A 13,577-nucleotide genomic window follows, 5' to 3' on the forward strand; every position below is an offset into this window, starting at 1 on the left:
TAGGGGGGATAAACGGTAGAGTAGGCCCCTTCCGCGAGAGGTGTCAACCCCCTCTAAACTGACGGCCATGGCGGATGTGGATGACTTCGACGCTGTGCGCGGGGACAACGATCCGATTCGCCGCGCGCGCCGCGCGGCGGCGTTACAGACGCACTACCAGCAACGGGCCACCGAGTTGTCTCGCTTGCGGAAAGCCGCGATCGAAGAAGCGCACCGCGACCTGAACCTGAGCTACACCGAGATCGCGAAAGCACTCGGAATCACGAAGGGTCGGATCACCCAAATCCGAGGCAGTGCGCCTGCTCCGGAGCGCGCGTTCTTTGGCGTGGGACCGGTGAGTGTCGGAGTTCCGCTCCGGCACGGCACCGACCACCGGATGCGGACGTACGTCGACGCTGCGGACATGACCGCTCAAGCTCAGGCTGAAGGCATCCTTGCAAGCCTCTCGCTGGCTGCGGAGACCTTCAATATCGAACCGGATCTGGAGACGCCGCCGGCAGGCGACACGATCGTCATCTGCGGCCCGCGCTCAGCTCCCGTCGGATCACGGCTCCTAGCTCGCGACAACCACCTCGGCTTCACACGTGAGGACGAACGCTGGCGAATCGACGATCGCGACTCGGGCGAGCGCTACTTCTCACCTCGACTCGAAGAGCCTCCTCGCGACGAAGAGTTCGGCTACTTCGCGCGACACCGCGAAGAAGATCGCGTCGTGATCCACGTGGCGGGCATCACCGCGGTCGGCTCCAGCGGCGTGCTGCACTACCTACAAACAAACGTGAGAGATCTGTTCACGAAGCAAGGTGACGTCTCGTTCAGCATGATCGTCAAGTGCAGCTTTTCAAGCGACACAACGGTTACGTCGAGCGAACTGGTCGCAGGCCCATACAGGTGGTGACGCGTATGCGGACGGCTACAGCTCAAACGCCTCCCCCTTCGGAAAGTCAGGACCGGGTGCTGGCAAACGAGCGCATGGTGCTTGTTCTCGACGGAGCCAGCGCCTTTGAACCCGTTGACGTGTCGACGGCGCTCTACGTTGACTACCTCGCAGCCTCGATCCAGGCCTACCTTGAGGAGGAGCACGACGTCGACCTGCGAACGGTCGTCGCCGACGCGATCCGAGACACCGCAAGCAGGCTCGGACTTCACCCAGGCAACTCGCCGTCCAGCACGATCAGCCTGCTCCGCGCCCGTGAAAGCCATATCGATCTACTCTGCTTAGGCGACAGTGCGATCTACTACGGCGCGGACAGCGATGAGGTCAACATGCTGACCGACGCTCGACTGTCCAAGCTCGGGATTCCCGAGCACAAGGCCTACCGCGAACGAGTGGCAGCGGGCCACGGCTACGACTCCCGGCACCGCGAATTGCTCGCGGCATTGCAACGCGAGCAGCGGAAGCGGCGCAACCGAGCGGGCGGCTACTGGATAGCCGAGGCAGACCCGGATGCCGCCTTTCACGCGGTTGTGAAGACCGTTCCGCGAAAGGAAATCTCGTGGGCGGTACTCGCGACCGACGGCGCTTACAGTCCAATGCTCCACTTAGGACTCGCGAACTGGGCACGCTTGGCACACGGAAGTGAAGCTGAGCTGGCGAACGTACTGGACATCTGCGCGGATTGGGAGAAACGAAACGACCCAAACGGCCATGCACTCCCGCGAGCGAAGGTCAGCGACGACAAGGCGTTAGCGGCAGTCGTTCTGTAAGCCCCTAGCCTAGTCTTCGGATGCGGTCCGGGGCTGTCGAAGCTTCGGCATCGTGCTACCGATCGTTTCTGCCGCGGCTTTGTCGGCAGCTCCGACCCACGCCGCGTAGTGCCGAAGCGTGGTACTGCCGTCCCCATGTCCGAGTCGACCGGCAACCGTCCGAAGGTCTACGCCGGCGGTAAGCAGCTGTGTCGCCGAATAGTGACGTAGCTCCTTGAGCTGCGTCTTCACGCCGAGCTTCCGAACGAGCCGGCCATACCGGCGGGTGAGCGAACTAGGGTCCCGAGGCTTGCTGAAGTCAGGTTGCGCGGAGAAGACCCAAGTTTCACCGCTCAGTGCGAGCCCCAGACTCGACAGCTGCCGAATCGTGGCAGCCCTAAGCTGTTCGAGCAACCGCACGGTCTCAGGGTCAAGAGACACTCGTCTTCCCTGGTGAGTCTTGGTGTCCTTAAGGATCATTCCGCCCGGCCCACGGACGTAGTTCTCATCCAGAGTCACGACCGCGGCATCGAGGTCGACGTCCTTCCACTGGAGCGCTGCGACCTCGCCGCGGCGAGCACCTGTCACCGCGGACAGCCAGACATAGGTTCCCCACTCGGGGCTGACCTCGTGTGCAGCTTCAATTATCCGCGCCATCTCTTGGCTCGACGGTGGGCGAGGTTGCGTCTTCCGCTTGGCGGGCAGGCGAACACTCGGCGCCGGGTTATATGGAATCCGCTTCCAACGCACAGCCGCACTCAGCGCTCCGCTGATGACGCCATGGATCGAACGAACCGAGGACGCCGAGTAGGGCTTGCATACATGTGGTTGGCACTCGACCACTTCACAACCTGCCGACTCGCAGTCGTGGTTCGTCAACTCCTCAACAGTGGGTCGTCCAGGTCGCCGACGATGTCTCACCACAACTCGACACTCGTGCTTTCCGTCGACTAGGTGCTCGACGAACGGCTTTCCGTCGCAACGCTGGCGACAGCGACGCAAGTCCGCGTAGAACTTCTCCAAGCGCTCTGGAGCGTCACGCATGAGCAGAACCAACGGAAGGTCGCCGAGCACAGGACGAATGTGATCCCTGATCATCCACTCGTAGTTCATGCGGGTCGTGGGATCAATCTCCGCCTGTGGAAGCCACTGGTCGAGGAGTGCGCCGAAAGTCGACCTCGTTCGGGCGACCTTCAAGGAGTCGGCTTCATGCTGAAGCCGCGTCCTGACTTTCTCGGCTTCCTTCAAGGCGGCACGCTCGGACCTCTCGTTCCCCGGCCTCTCGATCGACACCGATTCCGTGAGAACGATCCGCTCCCCAGTCACGGGGTCCTTCCCGGCGGACACTCGCACCTGGAACGCATCACGGTGGCGGCGAACGCTGCCGCGCTGCCGCCCGCCTTCGATCGAGCCCGTGGTCGCCACGAAATTCAAGCTAGCAGGGTCGGTGGACCGATATGTGGACCAAGATCCACTTCAGAGTGGTCCGCCCGAGCCTTTTCCGAAGAAACGTACTGCTCGGAGCCATATTTGATCTTGAGCCGCCAAGGGGGCTCGAACCCCTGACCTTCTGTTTACAAGACGCCTCCCCGCCATGTCAGCGAGTGCCGCACGGTGCCGGATTTTGGCCATTCGTACAGGTCAACGGGCACTTCCCTACCCATCCGAGTGCCAGACCATGCCGGGCCGTATCAGGCTCCACTTCGGCAACGGAGCCCAATCGGAGACGTCGTGGCACCCCAGCCCTGTCTAGCCGTTCATCTCCGAACATCGCGCCAGGTTCGGCGTGCAGTGTTCCGCGGCGGGCTGAGCACCAAGATCCGTCTCGCCGTCGGCGGCCGGGATTTGCCGATGCGGTTCCTGCTCACCCCTGGTCAATCCGGGGACAATCCGCAGTTGATTCCGCTGCTGGACGACATCAGCGTCGCCCGTATCGAACCGGGGCGTCCGCGGTGCCGGCCGGAGACGGTGATCGCTGATAAGGCGTACTCGCATCCCTCGACCCGCCGGGCTATGCGGGACCGGCAGATCACGTTTGTCAGTCCGGAACGCGATGACCAGATCGCCCGCCGTGTCGTCAAAGGCTCCCGCGGCGGGCGACCACCGGCCTTCGACGCAGAGGTCTGCAAGCAGCGCAATGTGGTTGAACGGTGCTTCAACCAGCTCAAACAATTCCGCGACCTGGCCACCCGCTATGTCGAACGTGCCGCCTACCACCGGGCCGAACTCACCATCGCCGCGATCGTCCTCTGGCTTCGATGACTTACAGGACAGCTCCTGGCGGGCCACGGCGCCATGTCCCTCGATCTCGCCCCGCCGTCATCCCGAGGGAGGACGCCACAGTCCCGCGTTCCGGCCACGATTCGCCTGATGGGGAATTCGAACGACGACCCCGCACGGCTGGACTGCTCGCTTCCCTGGGGAACCGTCGGCGATTGCCAGGGCAATGCCATGATGGAATCTTGCTGAGGCACACTCCAATTCGAACTAATCGACGGCAAACAATGGAGAATCCGCAACGCCCTCTCCGACGTGATATCGATCCAGCGTCAGCCGCAGACGGTTTCGAAGACACGAAGGAAGTTCTCGCCGAGCACTTTGCGGATATCGCTATCGGTCCACCCACGAGCGATGAGTCCACGGGTGATGTTGGGAAAGTCGCGGTAGTCGTCGAAGCCGATGAGCCGTTGGGTGGCGACGATGCCGTCCTCGGGCCGGAAGCCGATGTCGGCGGCAAGGGGCTGCATGACGTCGGCTAGTACCCAGTCAGGCATCTGCATAGGCCAGTCGGTACCGACGCCGACATGGTCGATTCCCGCCACCTCCGCCACGTGCTCGATGTGGTCGAGCATCACGTTGATGTCGACATCCGTGCCGTCGGCCAGAAAGAAGGGGACCGTGACGACACCGATGATCCCGCCGCTCGCGGCGATGGCGCACAGCTCGGCGTCGCTCTTCCCTCGGGGGTGGTCATACACACCTTGGGCCGCGGTGTGCGAGGCCACGACGGGTTTCTCGGAGACTTCGCAGGCGTCCAGGGTGGTTTGCCGCCCCGAGTGTCCGATGTCGACGATGATGCCGAGCTGGTTCATCGCCCTGACACTCGCGACCCCGAAGGACGAGAGGCCGGCGTCAGTACGCTCAGTACACCCGGCCCCGACGGCGGTGAGGCTGTTGTAGGTGAGCTGGCACATGCGCAAACCGAAGTCGTGATAGTGGCCCAGCGCGTCCAAGTCACGCCAGGGACCACTGAGGACCTGTGCGCTGACGATGCCTGCGTGGCCTCCTGTGGTGTGAGCATGGCGGATGTCGGCTGCGGTCAGAGCTTTCGTGAGCCAGTCGAAGTGATCGAACTGCAGCTGGGTGATGCCGAAAGTCGAATCGCGGAGTCGGTCGTCGGCCAGATCGACTTGCCGGTTTCCGCAGGTGACGCCACTGGCGTCCCAATGTTGCCTGAAGCCGGCCAGTCGTCCGTCGATGGCTCGGCGGACGGGCAGGTCGATCGCATCGAACATCGCGCGCGCGACATCGTGGTGGGTTTCGAATCGGGACCGCAGCTCGAAATTCATCTCGTCGTCGAATACCCGGTAGCCTACCGGCCCTTGGAACAGGGTGTCGACGATGATCGACTCGTTGTGCAGCCGGGCAGCATGGGCTTCCTGCTGCTCGTCCAAGCCGAACGGAAACGTCCCGAAACGCTCGGTACTCACGATGTCTTTTCCTCCAATGCGTTGTCCACTAACGGCATGAATCGCGTACCTTGCTGCAGCCCTGCTGGACGGCCAGGCCCGGCTGGGACGTATCCGAGAAGCGTCCGTGGCCCCCACAGACCCCGGTGCGCGGAGGCGTCGGCATCCACGATCGCGAACAGATCGGGCGCCACGCTCCGATAAGTCTGCTCAGCATCGGACAGGCCGTAGTCCTGCATGATCGTGTGGTGGTCTTGGTCGCACGGGAGGAAGCGGGTGGTAACCCGCAGCAGGCCCTCATCGATGGCGACCCTGTTCTTGATCTGGAAGGTCGCGTACGTGCCACCGATGTCGGCCGGGATGCCGGCGTCAGTGAAGTGCAGAGGTGGCTCGACCGCCCGGCCGGTCAGGTGCTCGACGGTCGCGATGGCCAGCGCGTCGTGCAGCGCCGCTGCTGGACCGCTGACAAAGCTGACGATCACCGCGTCGTATTCGGGGAGCAGGCACAGACTCGACGTACCGCCGGGAGAGCCGCCGCCGTGCCAGGCCGCGGTCGTCCCGGCGAGCGGTACGAGCCACCAGCCCATGCCGATGGGTGGTGCTTGAGGGAGATCCGCGTCGAAGGTCGGGCTGCGCATTGCCTCCGTCAGGACGGCCGGAAGTATCCTTTCGCCCGCGGGGCCGCACCCTGCGCGCAGATGCATCCGGCCGAAGGCGAGCATGTCCGCCACGGTCGCGATAGGGGTCGCGCCCGCACCCGCGGCTGATTCAGGCAGGCTGAACAAGCGTGACGCGCGTAATCGCCGGTCGGTGCCGGCGAAGGCCCCGATGGCGGTCCGGTGCAGCAACGCCTGGGTTTGGATCGCGGTCGCCGAAGTCATCCCGCACGGACCGAACAGATACCGGTCTATCGCATCCTCGAAGGCGTATCCGGTCTGCTCCTCCACGATCCGGGCGGCCAGAACGAAACCAGGATTCGAGTAGTGGAGCCAGCTTCCCGGCTCGAACAGGCAGGCACGCTCGGCAAGCGACTCGGTGTACTGGCGATGCGCGTGGCGGCCACGGACGCCGGCCGGCATCAACGTGTCGGCGTCCATGCCGTTGGTGTGGTTGAGCAGCATCCGGACGGTGATCGCGTCCGCGGCGTCGGAGTCACGCAGGGCGAACTCCGGCACGTACTTCTTGACCGGCTGTTCGAGATCGACGGTGCCGTCGGCGACGTGGCGCAGCAACAGCGTCGCCGTCAGCGTCTTGGTGACGGAGCCGATCAGCCATCGGGTATCGGTGCGGAACGACTCACCGGTGTTCAGGTTCGCCACGCCGTGCGCCAGCTGAATCTGCTCATCGCCCACCGCTACCCCAACCGCTGCCCCGGCGACCCCTGTGACATTACTCTGACCAGCGAGAATCGCCTGCAGCTCGTCGTTCAACTGTTGAAGCGACATACCGTTCCTTCCTTGCCGAGCCCCGGGCGCGGCGACTCAAGCCCTTGCCTTGGCCAGCTCTTTCTCCTTCTGCTCCGCGACGAGATCACGCACCTCGGCGAGCAGCAGGGCCGGTTCGTAGAGCGCACCGTTCTTGATCGTGTACCTGACGAGCTGACGCAGTCCGCTGGAGCCGGCGTGCGCGTCGTAGCGCAAGGCGCCCGTGCCGTACAAGACCTTGAAGTCGGCGAGAGGATTCTCGGCGACGAGTACGAGGTCGGCGCGCTTCCCGACCTGAATGCTGCCGATCTCGTCGGCGAGCCCGACCACCTGGGCGCCGTGCAGAGTGGCCGAGCGAAGGGCCTCCAGCGGGTGGAACCCGGCCTCCTGGAGCATTTCGAGTTCCCGGATCATTGTGAAGCCGTACAGTTGGTAGCAGAAGCCTGCGTCGCTCCCGGTCGTGACGCGGCCACCGTGATTTTTGTAGTCCTCGACGAACTGCATCCAGCGTTGATAGTTCCGTCGCCAAGCGACCTCGTGCGCGGTCGTCCAAGTGAAGTAGTGCGAAGCATGCGCGTCCGGACTTGGCTCGAAGTAGCGCGTCAACGCGGGCCATGCGTATTCGTCCTGCCAGTCGGCGCGACGGGCTCGCATGACGTCACGGTTGGCCTCGTAGATGGCGAAGGTCGGGTCGATCGTGAAATCCAGCGACAACAATTCGTCACGGACGCGATCCCATTTCGCCGATCCCGGGGCGGCCGTCTGCTCCCAGAGGCGGCCCGCTTCACCGAAGCGGGCCGCCTCGTCGAGGTAGTTGTAGCCGGTCGGGTAGTCCTGCACCGTCCGGCGATCGAACAGTGCCTCGGGCAGGCCATACCAGTGCTCCATACTCGTCAGGCCCATGCGGGCACTGTGGAGCACGTTCTGCTCCGCGACGGAGAGCTGGGCGTGGTGGCACATGGTGCGAAGTCCGAGGCGGTTGGCCTCGTCGATACTCGCCCGCATCAGGTCCGGTCTTCCACCCAAGATTTTCAGCCCCGCGGCCCCGCGGTCGGCGACCGCGTTGACCCAGCGGCGGGTCTGCGTCTCGTCGAACAGAGTGCCGGCGAAGTGACCACCGTCGATCGGGACGTATGCGTGTGGCACGACGCGGGGTGCGGCGATCTCCCCGGATTCGGCGCGACGGTTCTCGTCGAGCGCCATTCCGAGCCCGTGCATCGCGCCCGCGTCACGGACGGTCGTGACCCCGTGCGCGAGCCAGAGCTTCTGAACGTACGCGGCGGGCGGCGGTGCGCCGAACGTGCCGTGCCAGGCCATCGACAAGTGACCGTGTGCGTCGACAAGCCCGGGGATGGCATACATCCCCGACGCATCGATCACCCGGTCGGCCGACGGAGGCGGCGCTTCCTTCGAAGATCGGGGACCGATCGCGACGAACTTGCCGTTCTCGATGACGATGTCCATCGGACCGTACGGCGGAGCACCAGTACCGTCGATCACCGTGAGACCGGTGAGGACGAGTCGTCCTTGGGTCGCCCGCACTCGTCGATACTCAGGGGCGGGTGTGATCGGAGGAAGCCCGCGCCGCTCGAGGTGAACCCGGACCTCCTCACCGGGCAGCCGGTCAGTCACCGGTCGCTCCCTCCCAGAAGTGCGCTCAAACCGGGGATCAAGAGGTGCCGCACCGTGAGATGGTTGTGGCCGCCGGGGAACTCGCGGAAGCCGACCACCTCGTAGCCTTTGCCGGTCACCGCGTCCCGGAAGTGCCGCGCCAGGTCGACCATCGACTGCCCAGCGGCCGGGCCGGCGGGGAACGGCCGGCTCTCCTGGGCTCCGACGGAGACGAACATCCGGATCGGCTTGTGATCAGCCAGGACATACTGCCGCGTCAACCAGCCGCCAGGAGCGCCCTCCTCCGGCTCATCCGCTTCGGACGGCGTGAACCAGAGCGAAGGCGACACGATGAAGGCGGCGCCGAACGCGTCGGGACGCCGAAACGGTACCCATGCGCTGGCGAGACCACCGTAGCTTTGCCCGCCGATCACAGTCTGCGCGGGGGCGGCCGTCACGCCGTACGTGGCGCGCACCCAGGGCAGCAGCTCGTCGGCGAGGGCGTCCGGAAGTGCGGGGTTACAGGCCAATTCGGTCATGCGGGAGGTGATCGTCACGTTGTCGCAGAACACCGCGACGAGCGGGGGGATGACGCCCCGCTCGATGGCCGAGTCGATCACTTCGGCCAAGCGCCCGCATTGGAGCATGAACTCGCCGTCGAGCATGACGACGAGCGGGTGATCATCGCCTGCCACATAGCTCGGCGGGAGGTACACGGAGACGTTCCGTTCTCCCGGAAGCGCCCTCCATGTCGCCGTGTGCCGCTCCAGGCGGCCCCGCAGTGGCTGCCCGACGAGGTCCGGAGAGGTGTCGCTTCCGGGTAGCGCGAGAATCGACTCCCACTTGTCCCGGCCGGACGTCCCGTCGGGGTCTCCCCCCATGAGCGCGTTGTACGGGTAGTAGCAATTCGGGTTATAGGGGTCGGCTCTCCCGCGGTCGAACAACCGCCGCATGAATACGGCCAGCCGTTCCTCGTCCGCGATCAAGGCATGCGCCTCCTCCAGGCTCTCGCCGAAGGAGGGCGGGTCGATCTGAAATTGGTACGGGATCACTGAGCGAGGATCAGCCTCTACCGAGGCGAACCAGACGTCGGTGTCCGCCACGCGTGTCAGCTCCGGCCCGAGGGTCGGCTTCTCCAGCTCGTACGGCCAGAGCTCACACGAGATCCGCACGGATCTCGCATCGGACGGCGCTTCGTAGACGAACGTCACCAGCAGGCTGTCACTACCGGGAATGTCCTCCACCAACGGCCCGTGGGCCTCGTCAAGGTCCTTCCGTAACGCCTCCAGCGCTCTGACCGGGTCGCTCGTGGAGTGGCTGATGAAGCGGGACAGCCGTTCGCTCCGGACCATGTGGCGCTCCTTGTCTGAGGTCGATGCGGAGTGACGACGCACCGTTTCGTCACCAGTCCGGCGGAATGCGTGCCGAACAGGACTCGTGGAGCCGAGGACCGCCACTCCTGTGGCCTCGGCCACCTCAGCGTATCCAGCGGCCGCACCACCGGCACGCGAAAGTTGTCGACATCGGGACGCCATCCATGAGACAACCGTCGACCGCGCCGGTGGTCATGGGCGCGCAGAGCGGGCTCGGCCCCGGAACCGACAGCGTGCGACCCGCGGCCCCGGCCCACACGACGGTAGTTGATTGTCACGGTCAACCGGCATCCGTAACGTCCCGGTGGTCACCCCGGGGCGTTTCGACCACTTCGGCAACCCGAGCGAGAAATGAGCAGGCGAATGCGACTGATCAGTGTGGGCAACGCCCTCGACTATCCGGGATATCCCTTCGCCCGGCCGCCGCGGTCGGCGGCACGGTGTTCACCGGAGGTGTCGTGCCGATCGATCCCTCGACTGGCTGTGTGGTGACCGGTGGCATCGAGGCGCAGACAACACAAACCCTCGACAATCTCGACGCGGTCCTCACGTCCGCGGGTGCCAATCTGGGCACCGTGTGCCTCATCCAGATCTTCCTCACCGACGTCGATGTCGACTTCGCCGGCTTCGATCGGGTCTATCGGCGTTATTTCCGCGATCATCAAGCCCCGCGAGTCACGCTCGGCTGCGCGTTGGCCCTACCGGGTGCCCGGATCGAGCTGTGCGCGGTCGCCGCGGTCGCCGCTCAGGACTGAGTGTCCCCCGCGAGCCGGGTGAGTTTGACGCTCAGGTGCGCGGCGAGCCGGTGCTCGCCGTTGCGGAGGTCCAGCTCGGTGATCCGCTCGACACGGGCGAGCCGCTGGTAAACGCTCGCTCGATGAAGGCCGAGTCGTTCTGCCGTGCGTCGGGTATCGCCCGCGAGATCGAGGAAGGTCTCGAGGGTCTCGACCAGCTCCGGAGCCTGCTGTTGCAAGGCGTCGACGCCGGGGTGCAGCGCGGTCGCGCGCAGCGCGTCGACGGGCAGACCGGCCAGCATGCCGTAGACGCCCAGCGCGTCCCAGGAGACAATGGGGCGCATCGTCGGCACGACTGTCGCGACCCGCAGCGCGACCATGGCTCGCTGGTACGAGGTGAACGCTCCCCGGAGATCGCGTTCCTCGGATCCGCACGCGACGACCGCGGTCCGCTCGCCGGCGTCAGCGGCGCGACAGCTGCCGAGAAGAAGGCCGGGAGTATGCGGGTTGCGCGCCAGTGCCTTGGCAGTGATCAGCAGCACGGCATGGTTCGACCGCATCATCACCAGCGTGTGTCGCCGCGGAAGGCCGGAGACCATTCGCCCGATGTCGTGTTCGAGCGCGAGGAAGCGCTCCTCGTCGAGCCGTTCACTGCCAGGCGCCCCGATCAGCACCCGCACCGGCTGGCCGCGGACGAACGCGTCCCGGCCAAGGAGCTCCTCAGCGGCCAAGCCGTGCGTGTCCGGCTCCGTTCCGAGCAATTCGGCGAGGAGCTCGCGCTCACGTGCCCGCACCCGTTCGCCGAGCACCCGGTCCCGGAACAGGATCACGCTCGCCTCGTTCCCGGCGGCGACAGCGGCGGCCAGGTCGGACTCGTCGACGCCCTGCTCGGCATCGATCAGCCACAGATACCCGAACCGCACCCCATGTAGCCGCATCGGAATGCACACCCTGGGCAAGCTGCCGAACTCGTCGTTCCCAGGAATACGTATCGGCTCCTCGGCAAGAGCGATGCCGAGCGATTGCACCCATGCGGCCGCACTCGGTGGCGCCTTCCGCGTGAGGATGACCGCCTTCCGCACGGGATCGACCTCGTGGTCGTGCGCCGAGTACACGATCAACCGCAGATGAGGGTCGTCGATGGCCACCGCCCGGCCCAACCGCCTGGCCAGGTCGTCGACCAGACGCTGCAAGTCGTCAAGCATCGGCATCGCCTTATCGTAACGTCGAACTCTGGCGACAGGTGTCGTGTTCAGCTACACGATATGCGACTTCCGTCGATCGCCGTCACGAGTCCGGCCCACCACAATCGAGGTGTGGCACATATCGTGGTGGTGGGAAGCGGGATCGCCGGGTTGTCTACCGCGTATTACGCGCACCGGGCAGGACACCGGGTGACGGTCGTGGAGCGAACTCGAGTGGGCGAAGGCGCATCCACCGGAAACGCGGGCTGGCTGGTGCCTTCGCTCGTAGCACCCTTACCCGCACCCGGGATGCACCTCGTGGCGGCCAAGGCACTGGTCTCCCGTTCCGGTGCGCTCAGCATCCCGGCCGGCCAGTCTCTTTCGGCCATTCCGTGGCTGTATCGGTTCTGGAGACACTGTACGGCCACACAGCATCAAGCCGGTCTACGCGCGACGGCTGAACTCGCCCGCGACAGCCTGGCCTGCTACGACGAGCTGGCCGCTGACGGCCTGAACTTTCACCTGGCGCGCACCGGCTTGCTCTACGTCGGCAAGAGCGGCCGAACGACCCGCAGGGCACTGAAAGCGCTCGAACCCCTCGCGCCCTACGGCTGTGAGGTTCCCGCAACGGTTCTGGACAACGCCGAGCTGCGTGCGCTCGAACCGGCGCTGACCGCCGCCGACGTGTCCGGGTTCATCGTCGGCACCGACCGCTCGATCGACCCCGCCGAGCTGCTCACACAGTTGGCGGCCCGGGTCGCGGAGCTTGGTGTCGAGATCCATCTCGACTGCCCGGCCGAGGAAGTCGTGATCCGCAAGGACACCGTGCAAGGCGTCGGGACGAGCGCGGGAATCGTGCCCGCCGACGCCGTGGTGCTGGCCTCCGGGACGGCCACCGGTCGTTTGGCAGCCCGTCTCGGCCTGCGGATCCCGATCCGCGCCGGCACCGGGCACAGCTTTCACGTCGCTCCCGCGATCACCCCGCAGCGGCCGCTTTACCTGCTCGATGCCAAGATCGCGGTCACCCCGCTTCCGGGTGGTGTCCGAGTCTCCGGCGGATTCGATCTGACCAGCCCACGGCCGCGCGTCGAGCCTCGGCGGATCGCGGCGATCGCGCAGGCCGCGTCGACCTATGCCGACTGGACCACGGGGCCACGCACGCGACTCTGGTCCGGTGCCCGGCCGGTGCTGCCCGACGGTCTGCCTGCGCTCGGCGCGGTTCGGGGCTTGACGGGCCTGTTCGTCAACACCGGCCACGCCATGCTCGGTATGACCCTCGGCCCGATCAGCGCAAAGCTGCTGGTCGAGGCGATCACCACAGGCAAGCCCGCCCCGGCACTCACCCCCTTCGATCCACTGCGGTTCCACGAAAGCCACCCGACTCGCTGAGCCCAAGCGGGTGAATGGTGCTCGACAGGACGGCACCATCGCCGCTGTCACGGGGAGCGTGCATCGGCATTGGCCAATGCGAAGCACGCCGTCGAGCGGACACCTCAACCGCCCGAAGACCAGACCCAGTCGAGCCCGTCGTCACAATTCTCGTCCACGAGTGAACGGGGACCCTCGTCGGCCCCGAACCGATTTGCCCGAATCGCGGTCTCCCGGTCGGCGACAACGCGTTTCAGCCATTTTCCGAGGGCAAGGCAAACGGGGCAGGTCGTGGACGCTGTGACGCACAGGCTTTCATCGGCTGAACGGCAAGTTCTCGGCCACCCGAGGCCTTTGGTGTCGACATAGCCCATTTTCGGGTAACTGCCGGTCGCCTCATGCCTGACTGCCTGGTTTCGCGGGCGGTCGCGAGTGGCGAAGACCTGATACCAGGGGCACCGCCACCGAAATCGCCTCGCCGTCTCCTTCGCCTGCGGGTTTCTCGCGT

At 65.5% G+C, this 13,577-nt stretch carries 11 protein-coding genes; 5 read left to right on the forward strand and 6 right to left on the reverse strand.

The window, feature by feature from the left end; translation table 11 throughout:
• Positions 1–67: 67 nt before the first annotated feature.
• Positions 68–898 (forward strand): hypothetical protein, encoded by an 831-nt coding sequence (locus ACZ1DY_RS40215; RefSeq protein ID WP_465482759.1) that lies wholly within the window; start codon positions 68–70, stop codon positions 896–898.
• Positions 899–954: 56 nt separating this feature from the next.
• Positions 955–1,707, forward strand: coding sequence for a protein phosphatase 2C domain-containing protein (locus tag ACZ1DY_RS40220; protein WP_465482760.1), 753 nt, complete (start codon positions 955–957; stop codon positions 1,705–1,707).
• Between the two features lie 9 nt (positions 1,708–1,716).
• Here the strand turns inward: ACZ1DY_RS40220 and ACZ1DY_RS40225 are convergent, their stop codons facing one another.
• A complete protein-coding gene (locus tag ACZ1DY_RS40225) occupies positions 1,717–3,111 on the reverse strand; it encodes a tyrosine-type recombinase/integrase (RefSeq protein WP_465482761.1) in 1,395 nt (464 codons plus the stop codon).
• Positions 3,112–3,477: 366 nt separating this feature from the next.
• Here ACZ1DY_RS40225 and ACZ1DY_RS40230 point away from each other — a divergent pair, with 366 nt between their 5' ends.
• Positions 3,478–3,948, forward strand: coding sequence for an IS5 family transposase (locus tag ACZ1DY_RS40230; RefSeq protein WP_465482762.1), 471 nt, complete (start codon positions 3,478–3,480; stop codon positions 3,946–3,948).
• A gap of 287 nt (positions 3,949–4,235) precedes the next feature.
• Here ACZ1DY_RS40230 and ACZ1DY_RS40235 read toward each other — a convergent pair whose 3' ends face one another.
• The 4 genes from ACZ1DY_RS40235 to ACZ1DY_RS40250 are packed head-to-tail and all read right to left on the reverse strand — an operon-like array spanning position 4,236 to position 9,762.
• Entirely contained in the window at positions 4,236–5,396 is a 1,161-nt protein-coding gene (locus tag ACZ1DY_RS40235; protein WP_465482763.1) for a dipeptidase, read from the reverse strand.
• A complete protein-coding gene (locus ACZ1DY_RS40240; protein WP_465482764.1) occupies positions 5,393–6,820 on the reverse strand; it encodes a serine hydrolase domain-containing protein in 1,428 nt (475 codons plus the stop codon). The genes ACZ1DY_RS40235 and ACZ1DY_RS40240 overlap by 4 nt, the downstream gene beginning before the upstream one ends.
• A gap of 36 nt (positions 6,821–6,856) precedes the next feature.
• Positions 6,857–8,431: an amidohydrolase family protein gene (locus ACZ1DY_RS40245; protein WP_465482765.1), complete on the reverse strand. Its 1,575-nt coding sequence runs from the start codon at positions 8,429–8,431 to the stop codon at positions 6,857–6,859.
• Positions 8,428–9,762 carry an alpha/beta hydrolase-fold protein gene (locus ACZ1DY_RS40250; RefSeq protein ID WP_465482766.1) on the reverse strand — a complete coding sequence of 445 codons (1,335 nt, stop codon included), beginning with the start codon at positions 9,760–9,762 and terminating at the stop codon, positions 8,428–8,430. The genes ACZ1DY_RS40245 and ACZ1DY_RS40250 overlap by 4 nt, the downstream gene beginning before the upstream one ends.
• A gap of 215 nt (positions 9,763–9,977) precedes the next feature.
• Here ACZ1DY_RS40250 and ACZ1DY_RS40255 point away from each other — a divergent pair, with 215 nt between their 5' ends.
• Entirely contained in the window at positions 9,978–10,538 is a 561-nt protein-coding gene (locus tag ACZ1DY_RS40255) for a RidA family protein (RefSeq protein WP_465485776.1), read from the forward strand.
• On the opposite strand, the gene ACZ1DY_RS40260 is transcribed toward ACZ1DY_RS40255, so the two are convergent.
• Entirely contained in the window at positions 10,529–11,728 is a 1,200-nt protein-coding gene (locus ACZ1DY_RS40260) for a PucR family transcriptional regulator (protein ID WP_465482767.1), read from the reverse strand. The two genes, ACZ1DY_RS40255 and ACZ1DY_RS40260, sit on opposite strands and share 10 nt — an antisense overlap.
• A gap of 54 nt (positions 11,729–11,782) precedes the next feature.
• On the opposite strand from ACZ1DY_RS40260, the gene ACZ1DY_RS40265 reads away from it, so the two are divergent.
• Positions 11,783–13,090 (forward strand): NAD(P)/FAD-dependent oxidoreductase, encoded by a 1,308-nt coding sequence (locus ACZ1DY_RS40265; RefSeq protein WP_465485777.1) that lies wholly within the window; start codon positions 11,783–11,785, stop codon positions 13,088–13,090.
• The last annotated feature ends 487 nt before the right edge of the window (positions 13,091–13,577 follow it).

This window comes from Amycolatopsis sp. PSD-21 (assembly GCF_055561455.1).

Coding starts and splice junctions, on each gene's coding strand:
- ACZ1DY_RS40215 (WP_465482759.1), top strand. CDS start 68: ATGGCGGATGTGGATGACTTCGACGCTGTGCGCGGGGACAACGATCCG.
- ACZ1DY_RS40240 (WP_465482764.1), bottom strand. CDS start 6,820: ATGTCGCTTCAACAGTTGAACGACGAGCTGCAGGCGATTCTCGCTGGT.
- ACZ1DY_RS40250 (WP_465482766.1), bottom strand. CDS start 9,762: ATGGTCCGGAGCGAACGGCTGTCCCGCTTCATCAGCCACTCCACGAGC.
- ACZ1DY_RS40255 (WP_465485776.1), top strand. CDS start 9,978: ATGGGCGCGCAGAGCGGGCTCGGCCCCGGAACCGACAGCGTGCGACCC.
- ACZ1DY_RS40260 (WP_465482767.1), bottom strand. CDS start 11,728: ATGCCGATGCTTGACGACTTGCAGCGTCTGGTCGACGACCTGGCCAGG.
- ACZ1DY_RS40265 (WP_465485777.1), top strand. CDS start 11,783: ATGCGACTTCCGTCGATCGCCGTCACGAGTCCGGCCCACCACAATCGA.